Source organism: Curtobacterium sp. BNK-1 (assembly GCF_048685235.1).
GTDB lineage: Bacteria > Pseudomonadota > Gammaproteobacteria > Enterobacterales > Enterobacteriaceae > Pantoea > Pantoea agglomerans.
This window is the reverse complement of the sequence record NZ_JBLQTJ010000001.1, coordinates 1,040,457-1,066,254: the sequence shown is the minus strand read 5'-3', so window position 1 is coordinate 1,066,254 and position 25,798 is coordinate 1,040,457. Positions and strand designations below refer to the sequence as shown.

Here is a 25,798-nt window from a genome sequence, read left to right as displayed (position 1 = left end):
TACGCTGCGCGGTGCCCCAATGGTGCAGTCTGCGCATCCTGATGGTGCAGCCTCTGAGTAGCGCTAAATAGTCAACCCGCAGCGGACGGGCAATCGATTTTTGTGATCGGCCTGGCACGGCACTTGCTTGCTCCCTTTGATTGTATAGACAAGCATAGACAAGAATTAACGCTTATGTTTCACTCGTATTATTCCGCTGGATCAGGGCAAGGAGAGCAGTTTAGCCACACCAGCACACTTGTATAGACAGGAGTAGACTATGTCAGGTTCGTTTCAGGTTTTGCGCCTGGTGCCAGGCGAGGTGGACCTCGCCACATTACGCGCTATCTATCAGGGCAACGTCACGCTGACGCTTGATGAGCCCGCGCGTCAGGCGATTGCGGCGGCGCAGCAGACCGTGGATGCGATTGTCGCCTCCGGCAACGTGGTGTATGGCATTAATACCGGCTTTGGCAAGCTGGCGCAGACGCAAATCCCGGCCAGTCGCCTGGCGGATCTGCAGCGTAATCTGGTGCTGTCACACAGCGTCGGGCTGGGCGATCTGCTGCCCGACAATGTTACCCGTCTGGTGGTCGCCACCAAAATCATCAGCCTGGCACGCGGTCACTCTGGCGTGCGAATCGAACTGGTTGAGGCGCTGCTGGCGCTGTTCAATGCGGGTGTCATGCCCTGCATCCCGGAAAAAGGCTCGGTCGGTGCCTCCGGCGATCTGGCGCCGCTGGCGCACATGTCCCTGATGCTGCTGGGCGAAGGTCAGGTCCGGCTCAGGGGTGAGTTGATCCCGGCAACCGAAGGCCTGGCAAGCGTAGGTCTGTCGCCGTTTGTACTCGGCCCGAAAGAGGGACTGGCGCTGCTTAACGGCACCCAGGTCTCAACTGCGCTGGCGCTGCGCGGCCTGTTTGAGGGTGAAAACCTGTTTGCCGCCGGTCTGATGGCCGGTGCGCTGTCGCTGGAGGCGATTAAAGGCTCGCTAAAACCGTTCGACGCCCGTATCCATCAGGCGCGCGGCCAGCATGGTCAGATTGCCGTCGCCGCTGCCGTCAGCACCCTGATTGAGGGCAGTGAAATAGTGCTGTCGCATAAGCATTGCGGCCGCGTTCAGGATCCCTACTCCATCCGCTGCGTGCCACAGGTGATGGGTGCCTGCCTGGACAACTTCAGCCACGCCGCGCGGATTCTGGAAATCGAAGCGAACGCGGCCTCTGACAACCCGCTGGTGTTCAGTGACAGCGGCGATGTGATCTCCGGCGGCAACTTCCACGCCGAACCGGTGGCCTTTGCTGCGGACATCCTGGCGCTGGCGATTGCCGAAGTCGGGGCCATCTCCGAGCGACGGCTGGCGCTGCTGCTGGACAGCGGCTTGTCGGGCCTGCCGCCCTTCCTGGTGCGCGACGGCGGCGTAAACTCCGGCTTTATGATCGCCCAGGTGACCGCCGCAGCCCTGGCCTCTGAGAACAAATCGCTGGCCCATCCGGGCAGCGTCGACAGCCTGCCGACCTCCGCTAATCAGGAAGATCACGTCTCGATGGCGACCTACGCCGCCCGCCGTCTCGGCAGCATGTGCTTTAACAGCGCCGCAGTCGTGGGCATTGAGGCGATGGCCGCCGCACAGGGCATTGAATTCAACCGGCCGCTGAAAAGCTCTGCGCTGATTGAGCAGGCCATCGACACCATTCGTGAGCAGGTCGCCTTCCTTGAGGAGGATCGCCTGCTGGCTCCCGATATCGAGGCAATGCGTCAGTGGGCAAGTCGCACTGACTGGCCTCAGGCATTGACCGCGCTGCTGCCGAGCATGCGCCCAACTTCTTGAATTAAGGAATCTTTCATGAGCGAAACTCTTTCTCAGGCTGTGGCACGTGAAATTCGCGCGCCTCACGGTACCACGCTGCACTGCGCCAACTGGCTGATTGAAGCCGCTTACCGCATGATTCAGAACAACCTCGATCCCGATGTTGCCGAGCGGCCGGAAGATCTGGTGGTTTACGGCGGCATCGGTAAGGCGGCGCGTAACTGGGAGTGCTTCGAGCAGATCCTGCGTTCGCTGCGGGCACTGCAGCCGGATGAAACCCTGCTGATCCAGAGCGGCAAGCCGGTCGGCATCTTCCGCACCCACGCGGATGCACCCCGCGTGCTGCTGGCGAACTCCAATCTGGTGCCGCACTGGGCGACCTGGGATCACTTCCATGAGCTGGATAAAGCGGGCCTGATGATGTACGGCCAGATGACCGCCGGTTCCTGGATCTATATCGGCGCGCAGGGCATCGTGCAGGGCACCTACGAAACCTTCGTGGAAGCGGGACGTCAGCACTACAACAACGACCTCAGCGGACGCTGGATCCTCACCGCCGGGCTGGGCGGCATGGGCGGCGCGCAACCGCTGGCGGGCGTTCTGGCCGGGGCCTGTGTGCTGGCGATTGAGTGTCAGGAGTCGCGCATCGATTTCCGCCTGCGTACCCGCTATGTAGATTACAAAGCCACCACGCTGGATGAAGCGCTGGCGTTAATCAGCGAAGCGACCGCGGCGAAAAAAGCGATTTCGGTCGGGCTGCTGGGCAATGCCGCCGAGATCCTGCCGGAGCTGGTGAAACGCGCCCGGGCGGGCGGGCCAAAACCGGATATCGTGACCGATCAGACCTCGGCGCACGATCCAATTAATGGCTATCTGCCGGCTGGCTGGGATCTGGCGCGCTGGCAGCAGGAGCGCGTCTCACAGCCGAAGGCAGTGGAGAAAGCGGCGCGTGCCTCAATGGCGGTCCACGTGCAGGCGATGCTCGACTTCTGTCATATGGGCATCCCGACCGTGGATTACGGCAACAATATCCGTCAGGTCGCGCTGGATGAGGGTGTCAGCAACGCCTTCGACTTCCCTGGCTTTGTACCGGCCTACATCCGTCCGCTGTTCTGCGAAGGAAAAGGCCCGTTCCGCTGGGTGGCGCTGTCCGGCGATCCGGAAGATATCTACAAGACCGACGCAAAACTCAAAGAACTGTTTCCGCACCACAAAACGCTGCATCGCTGGCTGGATATGGCGCAGGAGCGCATCGCATTCCAGGGACTACCAGCACGTATCTGCTGGCTGGGACTGGGCGAACGGCATCTTGCCGGTCTGGCGTTCAATGAAATGGTGCGCAACGGCGAGCTGAAAGCGCCGGTGGTGATTGGCCGCGACCATCTCGACTGCGGCTCTGTTGCCTCACCTAACCGTGAAACCGAAGCGATGAAGGATGGCTCGGATGCGATCTCAGACTGGCCGCTGCTCAACGCGCTGCTGAATACCGCAGGCGGTGCGACCTGGGTCAGCCTGCATCACGGCGGCGGTGTTGGCATGGGCTTCTCGCAGCACGCCGGTATGGTGATTGTCTGTGACGGCAGCAAAGAGGCGGATGCGCGTCTGGGTCGGGTATTGTGGAATGACCCGGCCACCGGCGTGATGCGTCATGCCGACGCGGGTTATGAGCTGGCACAAAGTTGCGCGGCAGAGCATGAACTGAACCTGCCGATGCAGAAGTAATACGCTGAACGGGGCGGGCAGCGACTTGCCCCGTTTTCTTCGCATTTTTCCCTTCTGAAGCCCTGCCCGGACATCACTTCCTTATTACTTATTCCATTTTGATTTAGCCTATAGCCAGATTTCGTCCTGCCGGCGATAGACGCAGCGCCACCCGACCTCTAAAGTGAAATCTTCTCATTCTGTATGGAGCGCGACTCTGCATGACCCTTTCCCCTGCCCTGTTTGAAGATGCCCTGCGCTGGCGCCGTGAGTTTCATCGCCACCCCGAATTAGGTTACCAGGAACAGCAAACCAGCCAGTTTATCGCTGATGAGTTAGAGCGGGCGGGATTGCAGGTGTTTCGTGGTCTGGCGGGCACCGGCGTGATCGGCACGCTGGAAAACGGTCCCGGCCCGGTTATCGGGCTGCGTGCGGATATGGATGCGCTGCCGATTACGGAAAAAGGCGACACTGAATGGCGCTCCGTCACTCCCGGCGTGATGCACGCCTGCGGGCACGACGGTCACAGCGCCATTCTGCTGGCCGCCGCCCGACAGCTGGCCGCCACACGCCAGTTCAGCGGCACGGTACATTTCATTTTTCAGCCTGCCGAAGAGAACCTGGGCGGTGCGCGCAAAATGGTGGAAGAGGGACTGTTCCAGCGCTTCCCGATGGATGCGATCTATGCGATGCACAACTGGCCGGGCCTGCCGCTGGGGTCACTGGCGGTTAACCCTGGCGCCATGATGGCGTCGCTGGATTCGTTTGAGATTACCCTGCACGGCAAAAGCTGCCACGCGGCGATGCCGGAAAGCGGTGCCGATCCGATGGTGGTGGCGGCCGAGCTGATTCTGGCGCTGCAGACGATTCCGTCACGTCGCCTCTCGCCGCTCGCCTCGGCGGTGGTCAGCGTGACGCAGATCCACGGTGGCGAAGCGATCAACGTGATCCCGGAACAGATTGTGCTGCGCGGCACGGTGCGCTGCCTGCAGACCAGCGTGCGCGAAAAAGTACGCGGGCTGATTGATGAGTTTGTCGCTACCCTGCCACGTCCGTTTGGCGTGAGCGGTGAGATTGAGTGGTTACCGGGCTATCCGGTGACCGCCAACCATGCTGCCCCGGCTGAGCAGGTGCGCGAGGTGGCGCTGGCGACGCTGGGGGCCGAACAGGTTCAGTGGCAGGTCAATCCGTCGATGGCGTCTGAAGATTTTGCCTGCATGATGGAGGCCTGTCCGGGTGCTTACTTCTGGCTGGGCGCGGATGGCGACACGCCTTCCGCCCCGCTGCACAACGCCCGCTATGACTTCAACGACGCGCTGCTGCCAATTGGCATTACTTTCTGGCAGAACCTGGTTGAACAGGCGCTGCCAGCAGCCTGAGTCAGTAACCGGCGGCGAGGATCTGCTGCTCTGCCGCCGCCAGCGAGTCGCACTGGCCGCTGGCGCGCAGGCAGCAGGCGAGTTGAAGTCGCAGTGATGCGGGCACCGGCCGCTGCTGATTCAGCACCTGCTCAATCCAGCGCGCGGTTACCTCTGCCGTCTTATCGGCCGGCAGTTCAACGGCCACTTCGGGCTGACGCTCAACCCACACTTCCGCTTCCGCGCCTGCGCCCTGAATCATGCTGATCGCCGGGCAGCGCTGTGGATTGGCATAGACCTCCCCTTCGGTGCCATTGAGCAGTATCGCAGGCGCATCGATGTCACTGAAAAATTTCGCCACACGCGGTACATACTCTGGGTGCGAAACGCTCGACAGACGCAGCGCCGCACGTTCGGCAAACGGGGTCGCCAGTTTTGCCAGCGTATGCGCGCTGTTACGCACGCCCATTCGCCAGCGCAGCGACAGCTGTTTCGCCATTGGCGGGCAGAGATGATCGATGGTGATAAAGGCGAGTTCGCCCTGATCGAGTTTTGCCTGCGCCGCCTCTGCGGTGGTGACGGGGGTAATACCCAGCGCGGCAAACACCGCTTCACTGGTGATGCGCGTCGCGTCGTCGCTGACGCCATGCACCAGCACCGGGAAGCCAAGTTTCACCAGCAGCAGCGCCAGCAACGGCGCGAGATTGCCCTGTCGGCGTGCACCGTTGTAGCTGGGGATCACAACCGGCATCGGGCGGTTTTCCGGCGCCTGCAGTTGCATCATCTGCGCCTGCATCGCCTGATAAAAGCCGCGCATTTCCGCTTCGCCTTCGCCTTTAATACGCAGCGCAATCAGAATGCCGCCCAGCTCCAGGTCCGGCACTTCGCCCGCCAGCATCGCGCCATAAAGCGCCACGGCAGTATCAAAGTCGATATCGCGGGCATGATTTTTACCGCGACCAATCTCTTTAATGATTTTATTCAGTTCCATCACTCGCTTCCGGTTAAGTGCGCGGCTCAGCGCCGCGTGGGACGTCGTTTACGCACCGTGTTTTTTGGCACCACGGTGGCCGGTATCGCTGCCGGCTCTGGCGTTTCCGGCTGCTCAATCGGGAAGATCGGCAGCGCCGCTAACAGCCGGCTGCCGTAGGATTTGCTCAGCAGACGGCGGTCGTAAATGACGATTTCGCCATAACATTGATGGCTGCGAATCAGGCGTCCGACCTGTTGAATCAGGGTAAAAGAGGCGCTGGGTAAGCTCTGCACCTCAAACGGATAGCGTTTCAGGCTTTTCAGCCACTCGCCTTCGGTCAAAATTACCGGACTGTCTACCGGGGGAAAAGCGATTTTATGGATATGCACCTGACTCAGCAGATCGCCTTTGAGATCCAGCCCTTCGGCAAACGACTGCAGGCCAATCAGGATGCTGGTTTCCCCTTTGGCGACGCGCTGACGATGCAGATCGACCAGGCGGCTGCGCGGCTGATCGCCCTGAACCAGCATTGAGAGGCGCAGGTCGGGCAGACAGGCGACAAACTGCTGCATCGCCCGGTTGCTGGCAAACAGCACCAGCACGCCTTTATGCTTTTTCTCCGCCATCTGCTGCCGGAAGAAACCGGCCATCTCCGCGATATGCTCCGCTTCGTGCGTCATCAGCGGCTCATAGCGCATCTGCGGGATCACCAGCTTGCCCTGCTCCACGTGGTTAAACGGGGAGTCCAGCGCCACAAAGCGGTCGCCCGCTTTCTCGCTGAGTCCCGACATCTCCTGCAGGCGGTTGAAACTGTTAAGCGATCGCAGCGTGGCGGAGGTCACAACCACGTGCGGAATTTTACGCCACAGCATCTTCTCCAGCTGGTCGCTGACGCGGATGCCAGCGCAGTGAAACAGCAGGTGCGCCTGACCTTCGCGCAGCTCGCGGGTGATCCACTTCGACACCGGCGCGCCAGAGGCTTTTTCCATCGCCGCCAGCCGCCACAGTTTGCTGACCGATTCAAACCAGCCAAACTGGCGATTGAGCTGCAGCAGATTGCGATGCAGTCGCACCACATCCACCTTGCCGGTCTGCTCGCTCAGCGCATTAATCAAACCTTCACTCAGGCCGCGCAGCGCATCGCTGAGCTTAAAGAGCCGGGCGCAGAGATCCAGCAACTCCTGGGGCAACGCCCCCAGCACAAAGCGGAATTCGCCCGGCTGATTATGCGGTGGCAGCAGCGGATTCAGCGCCTGAGCGGTAATCGTCAGCAGTTCGCGCAGCTCATCGCAGTGCGCTTTCAGCCGCTCCGGGTTAGCCAGCGGCGGCGGCGATTTTGGCCGCATCTGCGTCATAATGCTCTCTACCAGCTTGATAAAGAGGTCAAGCTGCAGGCTGCTCCAGCCCGGCGTGATGTCGGCGCTCATCTCCAGCGCATCGCGGGCCACTTCCGGCAGGTGATGCCCTTCATCCAGCACCAGCATCAGGTTTTTTGCCGGTGGCAGCACCGACTCATTCTCCATTGCGGCCATGACCAGCGCATGGTTCGCCACCACTACATCCACCTGCTCGATTTCGCGCCGCGCCACAAAGAACGGGCATTCACGATACCAGCGACAGTGTGCGCCAAGGCAGCTCGCTTTGTCGGTGGAGAGCCGCTGCCACAGGCTGTCGCTGACGTTCTCGTCGCTGTGATCGCGCAGGCCGTCCCACTGATAGCGATCCAGCGATTTCTGCAACCGGCCACACTGCGTCTGCTCCTCTTTAGTGCTGCTGACGGCGTCATCGTCCAGATAAAGCAGCAGATCGCCCTGCTCATCGTCATCGGCCGCCATCGCCGCCAGATTACGCGGACAGACATAGCGCCCGCGACCAAAGGCGGCGGTAAAGGTGAGATCGGGAATGATTTTTTTCAGCAGCGGCAGATCTTTGGTGAAGATTTGATCCTGCAGCGCCACGTTGGCGGTGCTGATCACCAGCCGCTTCTCCTGGGCGCGGCTGGCGGCGATACCCGGGATCAGATAAGAGAGGGTTTTGCCCACGCCGGTTGGCGCTTCAACCGCCAGATGGCGCGAATCGTCGCCCGCCAGGCATTTCGCCACTTCGGCGATCATCTGGCGCTGCGGCGCACGTGGGATGAAGTCAGGCACCTGCTGCTGAAGCGCTTTATACCACTGCGCTATCTGGCTTTTTACTGCGGCTGTCAGGGCCATGATTTGCGTTACCACACCGAAAATATGGCCTGTATTTTTACACAGTATCCTGTTGGCGTCAGCTTTCGCGCCGAATTTTTCGTGCGACGTCGTAAATTTCAGCAGTTGCCCGTTTCAGGGTCGTGCGGGCAGCCCGTCAACCCAGGCCGGTCCGGCACGAAGAAAGGCCAGCCGCATGAGCTCGCGGCTGGCTACGCCAGCACTTTGTACATATAGGTGGTGGCATCCAGCACGCCCGCGGTGGATTCGGCATAAAACGGGATCGACCCCGCCACCTGCCAGCCCAGCGAGCGATAGAGATCGCTGGCGACATCGCCGCTGCGCGTATCCAGCACCAGCAGCGTTTTGCCCTGCGCACGGGCCTGCTGCTCAGCGCGCTGCATCAGCTCACGCGCGATGCCCTGACGGCGCGCCTGCGGATGCACCAGCAGTTTGCTGATCTCCGCCCGGTGGCGGCCATTAGGCATCGCGCTGCCACTGAGAATGACCGTGCCCACGATGCGACCGTGCTGCCGCGCAACGAATAATTCGCTGTCGCCGTCTGCCAGACCGGCGATCCGCTGCTGCCAGAATCGCGTCATCACCTCTTCGTCTTCAGCATCAATAAAGCCGATGCTGGCACCGTCTGCCACACAGGCCTGCAGCACCGCAGTAAGTTCGCCCAGTTGCTGTTGCGCTTCGTCGGCGCGAAGTATTGTGTAATCGATCATGGTTTCGCCACCACCAGTAAATAGCGCGCACCGTCAGTCAGGTGCGCCTCAAAAGCCGATTTCCCGACCAGATGAAAACGTAAGCAGTCACCGGGCTTCAGCGCCCACTGCTGCGCCCCCATCGTGACGGTGAGGCCGCCCTCGCGCAGCCAGATATGCTGCTCCAGCCCCTGAATGGGTGGCGCATCATAATCTATACGTGCACCGGGTCGTAATTTGCCCTCAACCAGTTCGCATCGGAAATGAAGCGCAGGGGGTGAGACATTCCGGCGAATAAATCCGCTGGATTCATCCTGCCACACGGGCTGCTGGTCATCTCTGATCAGCAAACTGGACTCCTCCTCCACTTCACTGAGCAGGCGCGACATCGTTAATCCGTAGGCAACACACAGACGGTTAAGCAGCGCAGCAGTAGGGCTGGTCTCGCTTCGCTCAATGCGCGATAATGACGCACGACTGATGCCCGTTGCGACAGAAAGTTCATCCAGCGACCAGCCGCGTTGCAGGCGTAATTCTGCCAGCCTCACCGCCAGTCGTTGCTCTGTATTCAGCTCTGACATGGTGTTTTCTCATATTTGGGAATAATTCTCTTATATGAGATATAACGGAGAAACGGCGTATCAGTCAAGTTGTACATCGAGAAATGTATTGTACAACTTAGTCGGCTTCGTTATGGTAATTGCACTCAGACCAATCGAAAGAGGAATTTATGACCTTATACAGTATCGGTGACGTCGCCGAGCGCTGTGGCATAAACCCAGTCACCCTGCGCGCCTGGCAGCGTCGTTATGGCTTACTGAAGCCGCAACGTACCGAAGGCGGACATCGTCAGTTTGACGAAGAAGATGTTCATCGCATCGAAGAGATTATGCGCTGGATTGAAAGCGGCGTGCCGGTCGGTAAAGTTAAGGCACTACTGGAAGGTGGCGATGTTGATGCCCATGACGGCTGGACCACACTCCAGGATGAGCTGATCAGCGTCCTGCGTCACGTCAGACCCGCTAAACTTCGTAATAAAATTGCCGCGATTGGTCGCGAACATCCGATTGATGCACTGATCGACCATGTTTTTATGCCGGTGCGCCAGAAGCTGAGTCTGGACCAGAACACCGCCCGCACCATGTGCAGTCTGCTGGATGGTTTGCTGATCGATTATGTCGCGTTCTGCCTGACCGGCAGCCGCAAAAAATCGGGTAAAGATGCGCTGATTATTGGCTGGGGTATCGACGATCGTACCCGCATCTGGCTGGAAGGCTGGCGTCTGTCGCAGCATGGCTGGCGGATTGATGTGCTGGCAGAACCGCTGGATTTACCGCGTCCTGAACTCTTTCCCGGCATGAATATGTTTGTCTTTACCGGTAAAAAACTGACCCGCCGCCAGCAGGAACAGATGTCACACTGGCAGGAACAGGGCTATGCCGTGCGGTTGCACGATCCCGCCTGATAACAAAAACGCACGCCGGGCACTTTGCCTGCTGCCTTGCGCGCGCTATTATCCCCGCCTCACTGTTAACGAGCTCAGGTTTTACCCATGAACTGTAAAAAAGCTTTCTTCGCCACGCTGTTTTTTATTATGGCGGCAGGTGGCACCGGCGGTCTGATGCTGGTGGGATACTCTCTCATCGTTCACTCACGCTAAGCCAGCGCTGCAGGCGTTCAAACAGGCGATCGCTGACTATCGCCAGCAGCGCCACCAGTAATGCCCCCTGAATGACATAGGCTGTATTAAAGCCGCTTAAGCCGATAATCACCGGCGATCCCAGACTTTTCGCGCCGACCGTCGAGGCGATGGCAGCGGTGCCGATGTTGATGATCACCGAGGTGCGTATCCCGGCGATGATGACCGGCGCAGCCAGCGCAAGCTCAATCTGCCACAGTCGCTGCCAGCTACTCATGCCGACCCCGATGGCGATCTCCCGACTGCTGGCCGGTACGCTATCAATACCCGCCAGCGTCCCCTGTAAAATCGGCAGCAATCCGTAGAGCAGCAGCGCCACGACTGCGGGCCAGGCGCCAAATCCCATCACCGGCACCGCAATCGCCAGCACTGCCACCGGCGGAATCGTCTGCCCTGCCGCCACAATGGTTTCCATCAGCGGCCGGAAGGCCCGGCCCGCCCGCCGCGTCACCAGCACACCACTGCCAATGCCAATCACGATCGCCAGCAGGCTGGCGGTGATCACCAGAAACAGATGCGCCAGCGTCAGCTGCCAGAAGCTCTCCTGCTGATAGAGTGGCCGCGCCAGTTCGGGAAACCAGCGGTGAAACAGCGGCCCGCTGTAAGGCATCAGGGTCAGCAGCGCGCCGTAGAACAGCACCAGCCACAGCAGCGGATCCCTTAGCCTGCGCATGTTAAATCCTCGCGCAGTTGCAGCAGATCGCCAAAGTGGAGCACGCCCAGCGGCCGCTGCTGATCGTCAATGACCGGCAGTTTATCGGTACGCCGGGCGATAAACTGCGACAGGGCATCGCGCAGCGTCAGTGCCGCAGCGATCGGTTCGCCCGGCAGCCACTCGCCGCGCCGCACGGCATTACCGACCTGCTCCAGCGACAACAGCCGTACCCCCATTTCGCTGCGACCAAAGAAGTCGCGCACAAAATCATTTTTCGGCTGGGTCAGCAGCTCGACTGGCCTGCCCTGCTGAACAATCTCGCCGTTATCCATCAGCACAATACGGTCTGCCAGCGTCAGCGCTTCGTCGATGTCGTGCGTCACCAGCACGATGGTGCGGCCCGACAGTTGATGAATGCGCAACATCTCCTGTTGCAGCACCCCGCGCGTCACCGGGTCGAGTGCACCAAACGGCTCATCCATCAGTAACACTTCCGGATCCGCCGCCAGCGCCCGCGCCACGCCGATGCGCTGCTGCTGCCCACCCGAGAGCTGATGCGGATAGCGGTCCAGCAGCTGCGCATCGAGATTCAGCAGCGCCAGCAGCGCCGTGATACGTTCATTGACCTGTGCCCGGGGCCAGCCCAGCAGCACTGGCACCGTGGCGATATTCTTCCGCACCGTCCAGTGCGGAAACAGACCAATCGACTGGATCGCGTAGCCCATGCGCCGCCGCAGCGTGCGGGCATCGAGCTGGCGAATCGACTCTCCGGCAAAGCGGATTTCACCACTGTCAAACTCCACCAGCCGGTTGATCATCTTCAGGGTGGTCGATTTGCCCGAACCGGAGGTGCCAAGCAGCACGCAAAATTCCCCTTTCGCCACCTGTAACGACAGATCTTTCACCGCCGCTTTACCGTTAAACGCGCGGGAAACGCCGTCAAACTCAATCATCTTTTCTCTCCAGCAGTGAGATCAGCAGGCGGAACAGCGCATCGATGACCACCGCCAGCGCAATCACCGGGATTACCCCCAGCAACACCAAATCAAGCGCACTGCTTAGCAGTCCCTGGAAAATAATCGCGCCAAAGCCGCCCGCGCCAATCAGCGCCGCAACCACCGCCATGCCCAGCGTCTGCACCACCACTACCCGCAGGCCCGCCAGCCAGACCGGCAGCGCCAGCGGCACATCCACCGCAATAAACTGCTGCCAGCCACTCATGCCGACGCCACGTGCACTCTCACGCACCTCGTGCGGCACCTGTTGCAGCCCCACCACCACGCTGCGCACCAGCGGCAGCAGGGCGTAAAGCACCAGCGCGATCAGCGCCGGAGCCATCCCAATGCCGCTGATGCCCCAGTCGCCGAGCCACGGAAACTGCTGAGCCAGTCCGGCCAGCGGCGCAATCAGCAGACCAAACAGCGCCACCGAGGGCACAGTCTGAATCACATTCAGCACGCCGAACACCCCGCCCTGCCAGCCAGGCCGCCGGAACAGCGTGACGCCCAGCGGCAGCGCAATCATCAGCGCAGGCACCACCGTGCCCGCCAGCAGGGTGAGATGACGACTCAGCGCGGCATCAAACACCGCGTGGCGGTTGGCATACTCTTTCAGCAGGGAGAGATCGCTGAGCTGGCCACTGAACAGCAGCAGCAGCGGCAACAGCCAGACCTGCAGATTGAGCAGCAGCTGTGCCAGCCGATGGCGGGTCAGTTGCCGCACCTGATCGGTGATCAGCAGCAGGATCAGCGCGCCGCTGCACCACAATCCGCTGGCAAAGCTGGTGCGCGTCAGACGGCTGCCCTGCTGGCTGAGTAAAGTGGCCTGATGACCGCTGAGCCAGATAATCGCCGCCAGCATCAGTTCTGCCGCCAGCAGCGCCAGCATCAGCGTGATGCGGGTCGGCTGCCGCCACAGCAGCAGCCACAGCGTCACCAGCGGTAGCAGCAACAGCCCGAAGCGGCTAATCTGCCAGCCCATCAGCGGTTCACCCGCCACCAGGCGGTTCGGGGCGAAGTTCAGAAACGGCAATGCCACCAGCGCCAGAGTCAGCAGCGTCAGCAGCAGCAGTGCCACCGGCTGCTCAACCGGACGGCGTATCGCTTCCCGCGATATCTGCATCGGTTACAGCAGCTTTTTCTGCTGCAGCCATTCGGTCGCTACGCTGCTGGCATCCTGACCGTCGACCGCGATTCTGGCGTTGAGCTGTTGCAGCGTCTTCTCGTCAAGCGCGCTGAACACCGGCTTCAGCCACTCTGCAATCTCTGGATAGGCTTTGAGTACCGATTCACGGATCACCGGCGTCGGCGCATAAATCGGCTGAACCCCTTTAGGATCGCTGAGCGTCTGCAGACCTAATGCCGCTACCGGACCGTCGGTGCCGTACGCCATCGCCGCGTTTACGCCGGAAGTCTGCTGTGCCGCTGCGCTGATGGTGACAGCGGTATCGCCGCCAGCCAGCGACAGCAGCTGATCCTGCTTGAGGTCAAAGCCATAGGCTTTTTCAAAGGCGGGTAAGGCATCGCTGCGTTCAATAAATTCTGCTGAGGCCGCCAGTTTGAAGGTGCCGCCTTTTTTCAGCCAGGCGCTGAGGTCCGCCAGAGAGTTGAGCTGATTTTTTTCAGCCAGATCTTTTCGCACAGCGATGGTCCAGGTGTTATTGGCCGGAGCGGGTGTCAGCCAGACCAGATGGTTTTTCTCCGCATCCAGCTTCTTCACTTTCTCGTAGCCTTCGGCGGCATTTTTCCAGGCGCTGTCTTTCTCATCATTGAAGAAAAATGCACCGTTGCCGGTATATTCCGGATAGATATCAAGTTCGCCCGCCGTGATGGCACCGCGCACCACCTGCGTGGTGCCGAGCTGAATTTTATTGACGGTTTTTACCCCGTGCTTTTCCAGCACCTGAAGAATCACATTGCCCAGCAGCGATCCTTCGGTATCAATTTTTGAGCCGACCCGCACCGGGTCTGCCGCCTGTGCTATCCCCATGCTGAGCAGCAAAGCGCTGACGCCCATCCAACCCCGAATTCTGACCATGGCTTTTTCCTTATCGCAGTGTGTTGTTTTTACGTTTTGTTCGTGCGTGATGATTCACAAGGCGTTGTGCGCCTGCGCGTTCAGGCTGCCCTCCTGCCACTCTGCGGGAGGCTGGCAAGGCGTGCAGCGGAAATTATCTGCCTTAAAAGCGTAGCCTGGCGCAGCGGCGATGCAGCTGACTTTATCGCAAATTGATAACGATTTGAGATTATAAATTCATCTCATATAACCTAAATGAATTTACGTCTGGGCGTCTAAACGGCTATTCTCGGAAATCTGTTTTTATAATAAAAGACGCACAACATCATGTCCGACCTGACCTCTTCCGCCCATGTGGCAACAGCAGGGAGTTCGCCCGGTGGCGAAACACAGTGGATCCGCAGCGCAGCTGACGTCTCCCGATTAGTGAACAGTGGCGACAGCGCCCGTAATAATGCCCGCATTGTGGTGGCGATTGCGCTGGGGGGCGTCTTCCTTGACGCCTACGACCTGGGTGCGCTGGCCTTTGGCATCAAAGACATCACGCGCGAATTCAATCTCACCCCGACCGGCACCGGCATGGTCGCCTCGGCAATCACCTTCGGGGCCATTATCGGCGCACTGATCGGCGGCTATCTCACGGATAAAATTGGCCGTTATCGGGTGTTTATGGCCGATATGTTCTTTTTCGTGGTGGCGGCTATCGCCTGTGCGTTTGCCCCCAATGAGTACGTGCTGGCCGGCGCGCGTTTTGTGATGGGTCTGGGAGTCGGAATCGATCTGCCGGTGGCGATGGCGTTTCTGGCGGAGTTTTCCAGACTACGTGGCAAGGGAAATAAAGCGGCCAGCGTGGCGATGTGGTGCCCAACCTGGTATGCGGCGATCAGCATCTCTTATCTGCTGGTGCTCTTGCTCTATGCCGTGTTACCCGAAAGCCACACCGACTGGCTCTGGCGTCTAATCCTTGGTTTTGGTGCCGTTCCGGCGATTATCATCATCGCCATCCGTAGCCGTTACATGAGCGAATCCCCGGTTTGGGCGGCGAATCAGGGCGACCTGAAAGGTGCCGCGGCGATTTTACGCAGTGCGTGGAGTATTAATGCTCAGGTGGCAGCCGACGCCGCGCTGACGCCTGCCATGCCGGTGCGCAAGGCGAGCTGGCGTAACTATGGCGCGCTGTTACAGGGTGTTTATCGCCGCCGTACATTGCTGGCGACCATCACTTCCATTGCCTCATCCTTTGCTTATAACGCAGTGGCGTTTGGCTTGCCGGTGATCATCTCCAGCTTCTTTGCCCAGTCAATGCTTACCACCATTCTGGTGTCGCTGGCGCTGAATCTGCTGTTCGCCTTTGTCGGCGGGATACTGGCGGTGCGGCTGGTGCCGCGCCTCGGGGCGTGGAAGATGTCGGTGGCGGGTTATGCCTGTCAGTGCGTGGCGCTGCTCGGGCTGGCGCTGATTGGTCGTCCGGAAGGCGGTCAGGAAGCCGCGCTGGCGATCGGCATGCTGGCGCTGTTCCTGTTTGGACAGGGATTCGGGCCGGGTTCGCATACCATGACTTTTGCGTCGCTGAGCTATCCGACGTCGCTGCGCGGCGTGGGTGTCGGCTTTAACCAGACGCTGATGCGCGGCAGCTCTACCGTTTCGCTGTTTCTGTTTCCGGTGCTGGTCGCGGCGCTGGGCACCGGCGTGTTCTGGGTGATCTTCCTTGCACCACTGGCGGGCCTGCTGGCGCTGCTGGCGATCCGCTGGGAACCGTCGGGTTATGATGTGGATGCGGAAGATTTCGAGCTGCAGCGATAATCAACGCTCAGGGCGTGGATAGCGCGCAGGCTCAGGGAGCAAACGGGCTCATAACCCTGGCGCATTGTTTACACCGGCCCGACTTCTCCGGCCAGCATTGAAACCGCACTTTAGTGCGGTTTTTTTATGCGGTAACTGCCGGGAAAGGAAACTGCTCCAGATAGTCCGGGATGCGCGGGAAAGTGTGCAAAAACCACGGTGTGAACTGCTGTGGCTGCTGCTGCATCTGCTGCTCAATCAGCGCCATCGGGCGATAATCCCAGGCATCCGCTTCCTGCGGATTCAGCTGCGGCAGGCTGTCGCAGACGGCAAAGAAGACGTGACCATACTCATGTTCAGTCAGGCCATTGCTCAGTTTCAGGTTGTAGCTCAGCTCAAACACCGGCGTCAGCGTCACCACCATCCCCATCTCTTCACGCAGGCGGCGCTCGGCGGCGTCGCGGGTTGATTCATGGGGATAAGGATGACCACAGCAGGTATTACTCCACAAGCCACCACAATGATATTTATCGCTGGCACGCCGTTGTAGCAACAGCTCCTGCCGTGAATTGAAGACGTAGACCGTCACCGCGCGGTGCAGTAATCCTTTTTCATGCACTTCCAGCTTTTCCATCTTGCCGGTGGGACGATCGAGGTGGTCAACGAGGATAACTTCAATAGCAGACATGGCGTTTCCTTGAGATTATTCCCAACTATTCTGGCACAGAATTATCGGTTTGGGCGGATCATCGAGGATTTTTTACCCGGGTCAGGCGGAGATAAGCGGATGAAGCAGAGAGAAAATCAGGCCAGCAAGGCTGGCCTGGAGAGGGATTACAGTCGGAAGCTCTGAACCACCCGCTCAAGCTGGGTGCTCTGCGATTCCATCGCCTGCGCGGCAGCAGAAACCTGCTCCACCAGCACGGCGTTCTGCTGCGTGGTGCCATCCAGCTGGGTAATCGCAACGTTAACCTGTTCGATGCCCAGGCTCTGTTCGCGGCTGGCTGACATGATTTCACTCATCAGCGTTGTCACACTGCTCACGCCCTTCATCAGCTCATCCATGGTCTGACCCGCCTGCTCGACCAGCGCGCTGCCGGTATCGATGTTCGCCACCGACTCTTCGATTAACTTTTTAATCTCACGCGCCGAGTTGGCTGAACGCTGTGCCAGGTTGCGCACTTCTGATGCCACCACCGCAAAACCGCGACCCTGTTCACCGGCCCGTGCGGCTTCTACTGCGGCGTTCAGCGCCAGGATATTGGTCTGGAATGCGATGCTGTCGATCACGCTGATAATATCGACCACTTTACGGGATGAGTGATGAATCTCGCCCATGGTGGTCACCACCTGACGGACCACTTCGGTGCCACGTGCGGCCACCTGCGAGGCGTCACCCGCCAGCTGGTTAGCGTGGGTGGCGTTGTCAGCGTTCTGACGCACGGTGCCGGTCAGCTGCTCCATCGACGCGGCCGTTTCTACAATCGAGCTGGCCTGATCTTCGGTACGGGAAGAGAGATTGGCGTTGCCGCTGGCAATTTCCCGCGACGCGGCAGTGATCGCCAGCGCGCTGTCGCCCACCTGCTGGAGCAGCCCCTGCAGATAGCTGATGAACTGGTTAAAGCTCTGCGCGACGGCGTTGAACTCCGGGCTGTTGCTGGCTGGCAGACGCTGAGTCAGATCGGCACCACCGGTCGACAGTGCTTCGATATTGCTGTTCAGCACGTTAAGACGTTTCATCATGGCGCGGACAAAGCCCAGCGACACCAGCAGCAGGATCACCGCCAGAGGGATCTGCACCAGACCCAGGCGGGTCAGCATGTTATGCGACTGCGCTTTCAGCAGGCTGGTTGGCAGGCTGCTGGCGAGATACCACGGGCTGCCTGGAATGACCTGCACGAACAGCGTCTGCTCGCCTTCACTGCTGTCATAGGTGGTTTCCAGCGGCTGATTGCCAACACCGTTAAGCAGCGTTTTCAGCGGTGCTGCCATCGGCATCTGCACGTCAGCCAGGTTCTCCAGCTTCGGTGCGGCATTCACCAGTGCACCATTGCCCACGACTTTACCATCGGCTTCGACGATCAGGACGTTGCCCTGAATGGTTTCACCCATCTGCTTCGCCAGCTGGTTAAAGAACCCCAGCGTCACGTCGATGGTGGCGACACCCCAGGCCGTGCCGTTCTTGTAGATGGCCATAGCGCAGTTGGTGCGCGGCTGCGGGCTGGCGGCATCCTGATAGGCTTTTGCCCAGGCACACTGGCCTTTAGGAGCAGCCATGCCATCTTTGTACCAGGGTTGCTCCCAGTATTTGTCAGCCGCGTCGGAGTTCCAGTAGGTGTTCACCTGCAAGTCATTGCTGGCATTACGGGCAAAGAAGCTGCTGTCCTTCTCTTTGGCCGGGTCACGACGATTTGGCAGTGGCCAGATCCCGCCACCAAACACATTGCTGTCCTGATACTGGTTAACCAGCGTCGGTAACAGGGTGTCGATGGTGGCGCTGTCCATGACAGATGCGGCTTCGGTAATGGCGCGCTGCTGGGCCTGAACGCGGTTCATCTGTTCAACGATACCGGAAGCCAGTGAATCCACCTGATAGCGAACCAGACGGCTTTCGCTATCGACCAGCTGTGGCGCGACAAACTGATTAATAACCCAGACTGTAACGAGTAAAAGCGCAACAAAGAACGCGATCATTGTTGCGGTGAAGCGGGATTGTGTTGTTTTAAACATCTTCGTTCCCCTGAACCTGGTGCGGCGCGATTGCCTGATCGGGTTTAACGGCGCGGCAAGCGGGAACTTGAGATGAGCAGGATCACATATTTGAGAAATGTTTGATTTTTGTAAAAATTTAATTTCACATAGAAACTATCACATCCCCGGCGGGCGCCGGGGAATGGGCGAACAGGCGCATTATTGCTGGCCTATTCTTCTGAACTGACGACCTGCTGGCGCGGACGGAAGATGTGATTATTGCCATCCGCCGTTAACAATTCCCGTAACTTCTGACCACCATGTTCATCCGCCTGCGCGAACTGCCGTTCCGTTTCCGTAATCGGCGTAGTCCAGAGCAGAGTCGGGCGATCGCCGTCGCGTTTTGGCAGCGAGAACTGCGCCTGTTCGGTTGCCAGCTCATTGGCGAGCAGGAAGCTTTCAAAGCCGACGGGTGCCACTTCCGACGCCAGCGTATGGCCCTCGCCCAGCCAGGTCAGCCGCGCCCACGGCAGATGCACGAACTCCGCCAGCGCGCTGGCCATCTGCACCGCGTTGCCTTCGGTCATGACCTCACCGTCAACCGCCATACCCAGTTCAATACGGCGATACTGCGGCGCCAGCTCATCAAACAGATAATCGACCTGCGGCATCGGCCGGATGCTCATGCCGATGGTCAGGAAATACCAGATGCCCTGATGCCAGTGCTGGGAGATTGCCATCGGCGGCCAGCTGCCCTGATCGATAGCGTAATACTTCACTGACTCGCCAAAGCGCGCCTGATAGCAGGCCATCAGATCGTTCTGCACCTTATCCCACTCGCTGCCGTCGTGCCATTCGCGCCAGAACTGACGCTGATGCTCCGCACGGGCGTAGTAGTCATTGGTTGATGCCGACCCCAGCGGTGCCGTCAGCCGGTTCTTTTTGATGCAGCCTGCAGAGAAGCTCACCTGCTTCTCCTGATAGAGGCTCCAGCCGGGGATCACCGCCAGCAACTGGCCGTAATACCACAGCGCCGCGCCATCATCGCTCGGCTCCCATAGCACCTGCAGACCCACCGGATCCAGCGCGGGTTCGGCTTCCAGATTACGGCAATACTCGGCGCTGAGCAGCGGCGCTATGCCCTGCTCCATCGCCTCGCGATCTTCCTGCGCTGGTGCCGGCAGCAGGTTTCGTAGCCAGCAGCCGCGTACCGCATACTGGCTGCGGAACAGGTCGGTTGGCCAGATGTAAAAATAGGCAGTGCGCTCATCCTGTTCGACAATGGCGGTCAGGGTGCGCTGCTGATTGTGGACTTCAGCAATCAGGGATTTGTACGTCATAGTGCCTCGACAAAGCCTGGAGGAATCCATTTTCCCCGAGAATAGAGCAGGATCCTGGCTGCGGCTATCTGAGACAAGGGTAATAGTCTCAAAGTGTGGGAGTTGGAGTGCAGTGAAGAGTAGAGCAGGCGCAATTGGCGGGAGCAGAGGCCCATCTGGCAGCATACTTATACCATCACGGTCTGGTGGTGCTCTTGCAGTAACGGGTGGATGCAGCGAAGGAGCGCGATGCAATGCCCCATAAAGTTAACCGGATACGGTGTTGATTGTAGCGTTTACTCTGGTTAGCAGACTGACTTTTCTAATCAATGGTACTAATGCAGTCCTGTTTAATGCTTTTTGAAAAAAGCTTTCAGCACCCATAAAAGCGCAACAGACATAATGATAGAAATAAGGATGTTGGCTGAGAGTACAAAGTCGATGGTTGCCTCATCGCCATTAATATTGAAAAATCCTGCGATGGCATAAAAGAATGTTACCGGCACTATGACAGCAATAGCTTTTGAAATAGCAATCGCACAAAAAACAAACAGAAAAATAGTTAAAATAAAGCGCATCGTTAGTATACCTTTACCGTTCCATAGGCTTTGAGCTGGCTGCCCGGGATGTTAAGCGTTGGGCCAGATTTAAGGAACATGTCGCGCATGTAATTGAACTGAAGAGGATGTTGAAGTGTTATGCAGCCTTCACTCAACCCTAATGGCCCAATAGGGTGCAGACGGAAATTACCCCGCCTGATGCCTTGTACAAACGTGTAGTCATCGATTTTTCCATCGTCAAGAAATAGTCCAAACCATGTTGAGCGATCTGTACCGTATATCTCTTTCAACAACCGTTCTCTAAACGGCCCCAATCTTCCACCTGAAGGTCGTTCTACAATAAAGTAACGGCCACGAACTATTGGGCCTATATCAGGTACGTTTGTTTTTTCTGGATTATTGCGGCCTTCTTTTTGACCAGAAAAAGCAGGAAATGTACCAATACCAGGGCAGCTCAGGCTGGTCATTTCACGCCGATTGAGAAGTAAATAGCAGCTATATGACATGAGAACTCCATTCCTTATGTGCGAATATAGTAGATCCACTTGATTCTAAAATTTAACTATTGCCTTTTGGTAGTGTAATGTCAATTGTGCCCGGCATCTGCCTTTGAGTGGCTGACAGAAGGGACGTTATACCTGTGCCCGCAGAAGGGCATAAAAACCGCCAGGCGGCGGCTCGCCTGAATTTACCAACTTTTATTAGGACTCTTTGTAAAAGAGCCGCCGTGGACAGTGGCATCAATCGCATTGCGGCAGTCTTCGGTATCGCGTGGATCAAAGGCTTTCGTGCATTCCTCATATTTAGCTTTGCGCTCCGCGTCATGCGCTTTATACCAATCAATACCCTTCGCGCCAGCATCGCAACCGGTAAGCATCGTAATGGCCAGTAAAACCAGGGAAAGTAGTTCTGCTTTCGTCAGATCTCCCTTTAGAGAATTAATTACGACCGCAGTTATAGACCAGTAGTGCGCTCGAGCGGATGAAGCAGGCACTGTCAAAAACAATGTCCGCTATGAGCGAGAAGCGGACGTCATCATATACCGGAGTTTGCATGTAACTCGCGTAAAACAATCCCCAGTGTTAATTTGTAAGTGAACCTGTTAAGCAAAACCAATGTTTGAATGGTTAGTGGAGAGATCATGGGCGTACAGTTATATATAACACGGGCTGATTTTTGGGCTGAAAATGAAGAAGAAAAAATAACTCCTGAGGAGTGGCTTTCTCTCATTGATAGTGACAACGAATTAACGATAGACCTTAAAAATGGCGATTATCATGCTTTGTGGTCGGGTGCTTCATCGCATGATGAGGCATGGCTTGACTGGAACGATGGCAATATTTACACCAAATGGCCAGACACGCAGCTATATAGAAAAATGTTAGACATTGCCGGGTTCCTCGGCGCTCGGGTAATGGACGACGATGGTAATATTTACAGCGATCCATCTGCCTGGGAATATGACCCTCCTTCTACTCCTTAACGTCCGCTTCTGGCACAAAGCAGCCGGTTTTGCCTTCTTGACTGAAGGGGTAATTATCTAAGAGCCTTCTCAACTTTTTTAGACTAACGCCCTACAATCGCTTTATCATTTTTAAACTTATCGGGCCGTAAGTTTAGCAACGCTCAGGTGTGGAAAAGCGTAAAACAAGCAAGATACATAAGGAATGAAGATAAGGGACAGGCATGACTGCATATTCAAACTCTGATGCGGCAAGGGACTTACGCCCGGCATTAGACAAGGCACCCATTGGCGCTGTGAACGGTGAATGGTTCTTTATTACGGAACAGGCTGGTGTTTCCTCGCAATATGGAGGTTACATGCATGCTGATGGGAGTCACGTTACTGCTGGTGACCATGTTTTTCAGAGGGTCTGCAACGTTGTCGATAAACTCGAAGCATTACAGATACAGTCCTTTAATAAGGTTATTGTTCGCTGGACTAAGTCTAAAATACCGTTCATGCGCGGGCGCGTTACGGTTGACACAATTTTCGATGAGACAATAGTGCCGCGCGGTCCTCAGAGTCCGATGTATGAGGCTGCCGCTGTCGCAAGGCGAGCATTCTGGAAAAGGTATGGCGACGTGTCAGATAGCTTTATTGCTGAACGAGATGACGCAAACGTACACAACCAGACGAAGTGGTTCGGGCCCCATCGCCGGGTGCTCAGTACCAAAAGCAGCACCAAATTAACGCTGGCTACCGATGGTCTCTCGACGCCCTGGGCCGGCGTTGCAGACCCGGAAAACGGCGTAGAATGCGAACTTTTCATGGAGCTGGATGCTTCAGATAATACCAGCCAGCAGATTGATGACTGGGCTCATTTGTTAATTAGCTTGGGGGATCTCGTTGCCGACGGCTATCAGGTCGCTGCCGATGTTGAAAAATATAGAGCCATACTGTTTTGTTCTCTTACCGACGACTATAAACCATTGACCCGCATCATTCTCAGCCGTGATGCTCGTCAAATTGAGGGTTTGCCTTTCGGTTCAGTTCCGCTGATCCGTGTAACGCCGATAGCAGAGGCAGAGATTGAAAATCATGACCAGTCCGATGGATGGGCATCAAACGCAGCAAGGCATGCACTCGCGGAACGGCGGATAGAAGCGTAGATAATTATCATATGGTTATTCACGCTCCCTTCATGGCAGAGTGAGCCGGTCACTTTTATTAAGGGAGATCAGCAATCTTTATTCTGCTTTGAGCGAGAAGGGGACGAAAGTTGCCTTCACGTTTTCGATTATGCCATCTTAGTCATCTCGTATCGTTCAAAAAATGCGGCAACACTTTTAATAATCAAGCTAAGTAATGACACACTTAAGGAATCATTATGCCTGGAATAACGCTCACATTGTCTGGTTGCAAGGATCAAAAATTAACCAAAGAGTGTGTACTTTTAGCTACTCAAATCACATGCGAGATATTGAAGAAAAACAGCTTCGAAACCATGGTCATAGTAAGACATGTGGACGATGATGACTGGTTTATTGATGGCAAGAGTCTGGCTGAATGGGGGAAAAATTCGTTTAGACTTGAAGTTACTGTCGTGGATGAAACTTGTAGCAAAGATCAGAAAGGAGCGTATCAGAAAGCAATTTACAACGCTATGGAACAAGCTATTGGTAACCTACATCCTCAGTCAAATGTGCATCTTATTGATTGTAAAGCTGCTTCATATGGATACACAGGAATAACGCAAGAATACAGATATCAGCATAAAGATGAGTTTTACTAACCAAAATTTCTTTCCTATAACCGTTAATGTGGCGCATTTTGATTGTGGACTTAAGACGCCAACGTCCGTTGTTGGCACAAAGCGGACTTACATGTTGGCCCATGTCCGCTATGAGCGAGAAGCGGAAGTATGAATGTTTGTTTAACTCTATTGGCTTTTAGCCACTCTTATCCCAGGTCTTCGCGAGTTGGACCTTGAAAGTAGATACTGCTTATATGGCAACTACGTGGCTGAGTCAGCACAAAACGAATTGTTTCCCAGACTGAGCGCCCATTCATCAGACGTTCCCCCATTCTGGATTCACTGTCGACAAGCGTATCTAACCCTGTAAGTTCGAAATCCGGTGGATACAACCCGGTCACACGTATGTTTTCTTCGGACAACTGCTGTGACAGTTTGGTGATAAACCCGCTAAGCCCATGTTTACTGGCGAAAAAAGCAGGATGCGCAATTGAATCCGTAAAATTCGGGATCCCACATGAAGATATAATTGAGACGATATCAGCATTGTCTGAACGTCTTAACCCGGGCAGCAGAGCCTGAGTCAGCAGAATCGAACCTGTCAGACCTGAACTGACGGTATTGATAATTTCTGTGTCAGGCTGATCGTCTAATCTCCCTGATAACCACTGAGCAGCATTCAGGATTAAAATGTCTATAGGCTTGTCTGAAATTAACAGCTGTGAGGAAAACTGAGAAAGGGATTCAGGGCGTGTTAAATCACAGATATACCCTTTTGCAATGCCGCTTTCAGCAGTGATGATGCTGCAGGTTTTTTGAATATCTTCAGCCCGCCGTGCGCAAAAATCCACCTCGACGCCCTCTCGTGCCAGCCACACGCACAGCGCCTGGCCAAATCCCCCGCCGCCACCGGTAATAACAGCTCTTTTACCTCTCAGCATCTTCATTCATCCTTTTCCTGATGACTATATGTGGATGTAGATATACATGAGGAAGTTAAGTGACATCTTTCAGTTAATGCCTTTTTACATGGGAACAGAAATAAGCTGCACCGCAAACTGTTTAGCGTGTGCCAGGGGATTAGCAATGTCCGCTTCTGGCACAAAGCAGACGTTGAAATTAACCCCAATCAGCCTGTTGTAACTAATCCCAACAAACTGTCTGTCTGAACAAAGCGTCTATTCAGTTGCAGGCATCAATCACTCCAGTTGCATCATCCCTTTATGACCACTAACCACTCACATTTCTACCAGTGAACACCTCACCCCACCCTTCCCATCCGCACCATCGCCCGATACCAGGCACCGCGCTGAATCGACCACCTTAATCCCACCGCAATCGCATTAATCTTCCGGTCAATGATTGCCTGCTGAAAGCGGCCGATCTCCGTACCGGACATTGCCTGCGCCCAGGCTGGCATCAGCCCGAACCCTGACTTCAGCATGATTTTCATCACCGGTTTTGCCTGCCAGCTGGGTGCGGGAGCATTCATCAGCAATCGCGTCACTTCGGCAGTGCGATGATCAAAGCGCAGCTCTGAACGCATCTGTTGCAGATAATCCGCAACATCAACAACGCTTTTCGGTACCTTCTCCGCCCCCAGCGCTTCGGCAACCTGCGCCGCCTCCTGATAGTACTGATCCTGCTCGGCGCGGCTGAGGTGTGGATTTTTGTAGCGCAGATGGGCGGCCAGAAAACGGCTGGTCTCCGCCACATGCACCCAGGTCAGCAGATGCGGATCGCTGGCGGCATAGGGTTTGCCTTCGCTATCAACGCCGCTGACTTTCAGGTGAATGCGTTTCACCCGGTCAATCAGCGTCTGTGCATCCTGCGAATTACCGTAGGTGGTCACCGCGATAAACTGACTGGTGCGCCGCAGGCGGCCCATCATATCTTCACGGAAATTGGAGTGATCCCAGACGCCCGCCAGTGCCGCCGGATGCAGCATCTGCAACAGCAGCGCGCTGATCCCGCCGCACATCATTGAGGTGAAGTCACCGTGGACGCGCCAGATCACGCTGTCCGGGCCAAACAGGCCGGGATCGCCAGGCGGTTGAGAGAGGTCAAATTCATTCATCGACAGGCCGTTAAGGCGGAATACCTGCTGCTGAATGCGGTCACGCAGATTAATCATGATGGCTCTGATAGTGGATATGA

Annotated in this window: 25 protein-coding genes; 9 read left to right on the top strand and 16 right to left on the bottom strand. The window is 56.9% G+C overall.

All coding sequences use genetic code 11. The features are described from left to right. Positions 1–259 precede the first annotated feature (259 nt). The 3 genes from hutH (at position 260) to ACMGGP_RS05085 (ending at position 4,869) form a co-directional block, all read left to right on the top strand. A complete protein-coding gene (hutH, locus tag ACMGGP_RS05095) occupies positions 260–1,810 on the top strand; it encodes a histidine ammonia-lyase (protein ID WP_346451301.1) in 1,551 nt (516 codons plus the stop codon). A 15-nt stretch (positions 1,811–1,825) separates the two neighbouring features. Then, positions 1,826–3,511: a urocanate hydratase gene (hutU, locus tag ACMGGP_RS05090; RefSeq protein ID WP_033757077.1), complete on the top strand. Its 1,686-nt coding sequence runs from the start codon at positions 1,826–1,828 to the stop codon at positions 3,509–3,511. 200 nt (positions 3,512–3,711) lie between these two features. Then, positions 3,712–4,869, top strand: coding sequence for a M20 aminoacylase family protein (locus tag ACMGGP_RS05085; protein ID WP_307593891.1), 1,158 nt, complete (start codon positions 3,712–3,714; stop codon positions 4,867–4,869). 1 nt (position 4,870) lies between these two features. Here the strand turns inward: ACMGGP_RS05085 and ybiB are convergent, their stop codons facing one another. The 4 genes from ybiB to ACMGGP_RS05065 all read right to left on the bottom strand — a co-directional run bounded on the left by ybiB (position 4,871) and on the right by ACMGGP_RS05065 (position 9,304). Then, positions 4,871–5,839, bottom strand: coding sequence for a DNA-binding protein YbiB (ybiB, locus tag ACMGGP_RS05080; RefSeq protein WP_498798235.1), 969 nt, complete (start codon positions 5,837–5,839; stop codon positions 4,871–4,873). A 26-nt stretch (positions 5,840–5,865) separates the two neighbouring features. Further along, a complete protein-coding gene (dinG, locus tag ACMGGP_RS05075; protein WP_010254283.1) occupies positions 5,866–8,034 on the bottom strand; it encodes an ATP-dependent DNA helicase DinG in 2,169 nt (722 codons plus the stop codon). A gap of 191 nt (positions 8,035–8,225) precedes the next feature. Further along, positions 8,226–8,744, bottom strand: a complete 519-nt coding sequence (locus tag ACMGGP_RS05070) for a GNAT family N-acetyltransferase (protein WP_346456490.1) — start codon at positions 8,742–8,744, stop codon at positions 8,226–8,228. Further along, on the bottom strand, positions 8,741–9,304 hold the full coding sequence (locus ACMGGP_RS05065) for a helix-turn-helix domain-containing protein (RefSeq protein WP_422881647.1): 564 nt from the start codon (positions 9,302–9,304) through the stop codon (positions 8,741–8,743). The genes ACMGGP_RS05070 and ACMGGP_RS05065 overlap by 4 nt, the downstream gene beginning before the upstream one ends. Positions 9,305–9,453: 149 nt before the next feature. On the opposite strand from ACMGGP_RS05065, the gene ACMGGP_RS05060 reads away from it, so the two are divergent. Continuing rightward, complete coding sequence (locus ACMGGP_RS05060) at positions 9,454–10,188, top strand: MerR family transcriptional regulator (RefSeq protein WP_498798234.1); 735 nt, start codon at positions 9,454–9,456, stop codon at positions 10,186–10,188. An 87-nt stretch (positions 10,189–10,275) separates the two neighbouring features. Further along, the gene (locus tag ACMGGP_RS05055; RefSeq protein WP_010254271.1) at positions 10,276–10,383 is read left to right on the top strand and encodes a YohO family small membrane protein; all 108 of its coding nucleotides are present in this window, start codon (positions 10,276–10,278) and stop codon (positions 10,381–10,383) included. On the opposite strand, the gene ACMGGP_RS05050 is transcribed toward ACMGGP_RS05055, so the two are convergent. Genes ACMGGP_RS05050 through osmF form a run of 4 tightly spaced genes read right to left on the bottom strand, consistent with a single transcriptional unit; the run spans position 10,364 to position 14,113 of the window. Then, positions 10,364–11,095 carry an ABC transporter permease gene (locus ACMGGP_RS05050; protein ID WP_010669716.1) on the bottom strand — a complete coding sequence of 244 codons (732 nt, stop codon included), beginning with the start codon at positions 11,093–11,095 and terminating at the stop codon, positions 10,364–10,366. The two genes, ACMGGP_RS05055 and ACMGGP_RS05050, sit on opposite strands and share 20 nt — an antisense overlap. Continuing rightward, entirely contained in the window at positions 11,083–12,030 is a 948-nt protein-coding gene (locus ACMGGP_RS05045) for an ABC transporter ATP-binding protein (protein ID WP_010254263.1), read from the bottom strand. The genes ACMGGP_RS05050 and ACMGGP_RS05045 overlap by 13 nt, the downstream gene beginning before the upstream one ends. Further along, a complete protein-coding gene (locus ACMGGP_RS05040; RefSeq protein WP_498798233.1) occupies positions 12,023–13,198 on the bottom strand; it encodes an ABC transporter permease in 1,176 nt (391 codons plus the stop codon). The genes ACMGGP_RS05045 and ACMGGP_RS05040 overlap by 8 nt, the downstream gene beginning before the upstream one ends. Before the next feature lie 3 nt (positions 13,199–13,201). Next, positions 13,202–14,113, bottom strand: coding sequence for a glycine betaine ABC transporter substrate-binding protein OsmF (gene osmF, locus ACMGGP_RS05035; RefSeq protein WP_050679471.1), 912 nt, complete (start codon positions 14,111–14,113; stop codon positions 13,202–13,204). A gap of 306 nt (positions 14,114–14,419) precedes the next feature. On the opposite strand from osmF, the gene ACMGGP_RS05030 reads away from it, so the two are divergent. Further along, a complete protein-coding gene (locus tag ACMGGP_RS05030; protein ID WP_010254254.1) occupies positions 14,420–15,895 on the top strand; it encodes an MFS transporter in 1,476 nt (491 codons plus the stop codon). A gap of 124 nt (positions 15,896–16,019) precedes the next feature. Here ACMGGP_RS05030 and idi read toward each other — a convergent pair whose 3' ends face one another. The 6 genes from idi to ACMGGP_RS05000 all read right to left on the bottom strand — a co-directional run bounded on the left by idi (position 16,020) and on the right by ACMGGP_RS05000 (position 21,438). Then, positions 16,020–16,562 carry an isopentenyl-diphosphate Delta-isomerase gene (gene idi, locus ACMGGP_RS05025; protein WP_010669710.1) on the bottom strand — a complete coding sequence of 181 codons (543 nt, stop codon included), beginning with the start codon at positions 16,560–16,562 and terminating at the stop codon, positions 16,020–16,022. Between the two features lie 146 nt (positions 16,563–16,708). Continuing rightward, the gene (locus tag ACMGGP_RS05020; protein ID WP_498798232.1) at positions 16,709–18,604 is read right to left on the bottom strand and encodes a methyl-accepting chemotaxis protein; all 1,896 of its coding nucleotides are present in this window, start codon (positions 18,602–18,604) and stop codon (positions 16,709–16,711) included. Positions 18,605–18,795: 191 nt separating this feature from the next. Next, a complete protein-coding gene (locus ACMGGP_RS05015) occupies positions 18,796–19,905 on the bottom strand; it encodes a suppressor of fused domain protein (RefSeq protein ID WP_498798231.1) in 1,110 nt (369 codons plus the stop codon). 329 nt (positions 19,906–20,234) lie between these two features. Then, entirely contained in the window at positions 20,235–20,462 is a 228-nt protein-coding gene (locus tag ACMGGP_RS05010) for a hypothetical protein (protein WP_208443142.1), read from the bottom strand. A gap of 2 nt (positions 20,463–20,464) precedes the next feature. After that, the gene (locus tag ACMGGP_RS05005) at positions 20,465–20,950 is read right to left on the bottom strand and encodes a DUF2778 domain-containing protein (protein ID WP_311974605.1); all 486 of its coding nucleotides are present in this window, start codon (positions 20,948–20,950) and stop codon (positions 20,465–20,467) included. Positions 20,951–21,132: 182 nt separating this feature from the next. Beyond that, the gene (locus tag ACMGGP_RS05000) at positions 21,133–21,438 is read right to left on the bottom strand and encodes an EexN family lipoprotein (RefSeq protein ID WP_437382477.1); all 306 of its coding nucleotides are present in this window, start codon (positions 21,436–21,438) and stop codon (positions 21,133–21,135) included. Between the two features lie 147 nt (positions 21,439–21,585). Between ACMGGP_RS05000 and ACMGGP_RS04995 the strand changes: the two genes are divergently transcribed. The 3 genes from ACMGGP_RS04995 (at position 21,586) to ACMGGP_RS04985 (ending at position 23,680) form a co-directional block, all read left to right on the top strand. Continuing rightward, a complete protein-coding gene (locus tag ACMGGP_RS04995) occupies positions 21,586–21,927 on the top strand; it encodes a hypothetical protein (RefSeq protein WP_498798230.1) in 342 nt (113 codons plus the stop codon). Positions 21,928–22,130: 203 nt separating this feature from the next. Further along, positions 22,131–23,057: a hypothetical protein gene (locus tag ACMGGP_RS04990; RefSeq protein WP_498798229.1), complete on the top strand. Its 927-nt coding sequence runs from the start codon at positions 22,131–22,133 to the stop codon at positions 23,055–23,057. A 218-nt stretch (positions 23,058–23,275) separates the two neighbouring features. Further along, positions 23,276–23,680, top strand: coding sequence for a tautomerase family protein (locus ACMGGP_RS04985; protein ID WP_010254222.1), 405 nt, complete (start codon positions 23,276–23,278; stop codon positions 23,678–23,680). A 167-nt stretch (positions 23,681–23,847) separates the two neighbouring features. Here the strand turns inward: ACMGGP_RS04985 and ACMGGP_RS04980 are convergent, their stop codons facing one another. Together ACMGGP_RS04980 and ACMGGP_RS04975 are read right to left on the bottom strand one after the other, a co-directional pair. Continuing rightward, the gene (locus tag ACMGGP_RS04980) at positions 23,848–24,588 is read right to left on the bottom strand and encodes an SDR family oxidoreductase (RefSeq protein ID WP_498798228.1); all 741 of its coding nucleotides are present in this window, start codon (positions 24,586–24,588) and stop codon (positions 23,848–23,850) included. Between the two features lie 314 nt (positions 24,589–24,902). Further along, on the bottom strand, positions 24,903–25,775 hold the full coding sequence (locus ACMGGP_RS04975; RefSeq protein ID WP_480255577.1) for an oxygenase MpaB family protein: 873 nt from the start codon (positions 25,773–25,775) through the stop codon (positions 24,903–24,905). Between the last annotated feature and the right edge of the window lie 23 nt (positions 25,776–25,798).

Bases quoted from the DNA above. Each gene is read 5' to 3' on its own strand.
- ACMGGP_RS05020 (WP_498798232.1), bottom strand. From the start codon at position 18,604: ATGTTTAAAACAACACAATCCCGCTTCACCGCAACAATGATCGCGTTC.
- ACMGGP_RS05050 (WP_010669716.1), bottom strand. From the start codon at position 11,095: ATGCGCAGGCTAAGGGATCCGCTGCTGTGGCTGGTGCTGTTCTACGGC.
- ACMGGP_RS05060 (WP_498798234.1), top strand. From the start codon at position 9,454: ATGACCTTATACAGTATCGGTGACGTCGCCGAGCGCTGTGGCATAAAC.
- ybiB (WP_498798235.1), bottom strand. From the start codon at position 5,839: ATGGAACTGAATAAAATCATTAAAGAGATTGGTCGCGGTAAAAATCAT.
- ACMGGP_RS04975 (WP_480255577.1), bottom strand. From the start codon at position 25,775: ATGATTAATCTGCGTGACCGCATTCAGCAGCAGGTATTCCGCCTTAAC.
- osmF (WP_050679471.1), bottom strand. From the start codon at position 14,113: ATGGTCAGAATTCGGGGTTGGATGGGCGTCAGCGCTTTGCTGCTCAGC.
- ACMGGP_RS04990 (WP_498798229.1), top strand. From the start codon at position 22,131: ATGACTGCATATTCAAACTCTGATGCGGCAAGGGACTTACGCCCGGCA.
- ACMGGP_RS05070 (WP_346456490.1), bottom strand. From the start codon at position 8,744: ATGATCGATTACACAATACTTCGCGCCGACGAAGCGCAACAGCAACTG.
- ACMGGP_RS05005 (WP_311974605.1), bottom strand. From the start codon at position 20,950: ATGTCATATAGCTGCTATTTACTTCTCAATCGGCGTGAAATGACCAGC.
- idi (WP_010669710.1), bottom strand. From the start codon at position 16,562: ATGTCTGCTATTGAAGTTATCCTCGTTGACCACCTCGATCGTCCCACC.
- hutU (WP_033757077.1), top strand. From the start codon at position 1,826: ATGAGCGAAACTCTTTCTCAGGCTGTGGCACGTGAAATTCGCGCGCCT.
- ACMGGP_RS05085 (WP_307593891.1), top strand. From the start codon at position 3,712: ATGACCCTTTCCCCTGCCCTGTTTGAAGATGCCCTGCGCTGGCGCCGT.
- ACMGGP_RS05065 (WP_422881647.1), bottom strand. From the start codon at position 9,304: ATGTCAGAGCTGAATACAGAGCAACGACTGGCGGTGAGGCTGGCAGAA.
- ACMGGP_RS05015 (WP_498798231.1), bottom strand. From the start codon at position 19,905: ATGACGTACAAATCCCTGATTGCTGAAGTCCACAATCAGCAGCGCACC.
- ACMGGP_RS05045 (WP_010254263.1), bottom strand. From the start codon at position 12,030: ATGATTGAGTTTGACGGCGTTTCCCGCGCGTTTAACGGTAAAGCGGCG.
- ACMGGP_RS04995 (WP_498798230.1), top strand. From the start codon at position 21,586: ATGGGCGTACAGTTATATATAACACGGGCTGATTTTTGGGCTGAAAAT.
- dinG (WP_010254283.1), bottom strand. From the start codon at position 8,034: ATGGCCCTGACAGCCGCAGTAAAAAGCCAGATAGCGCAGTGGTATAAA.
- ACMGGP_RS04985 (WP_010254222.1), top strand. From the start codon at position 23,276: ATGCCTGGAATAACGCTCACATTGTCTGGTTGCAAGGATCAAAAATTA.
- hutH (WP_346451301.1), top strand. From the start codon at position 260: ATGTCAGGTTCGTTTCAGGTTTTGCGCCTGGTGCCAGGCGAGGTGGAC.
- ACMGGP_RS05040 (WP_498798233.1), bottom strand. From the start codon at position 13,198: ATGCAGATATCGCGGGAAGCGATACGCCGTCCGGTTGAGCAGCCGGTG.
- ACMGGP_RS05030 (WP_010254254.1), top strand. From the start codon at position 14,420: ATGTCCGACCTGACCTCTTCCGCCCATGTGGCAACAGCAGGGAGTTCG.
- ACMGGP_RS05010 (WP_208443142.1), bottom strand. From the start codon at position 20,462: ATGCGCTTTATTTTAACTATTTTTCTGTTTGTTTTTTGTGCGATTGCT.
- ACMGGP_RS05055 (WP_010254271.1), top strand. From the start codon at position 10,276: ATGAACTGTAAAAAAGCTTTCTTCGCCACGCTGTTTTTTATTATGGCG.
- ACMGGP_RS04980 (WP_498798228.1), bottom strand. From the start codon at position 24,588: ATGAAGATGCTGAGAGGTAAAAGAGCTGTTATTACCGGTGGCGGCGGG.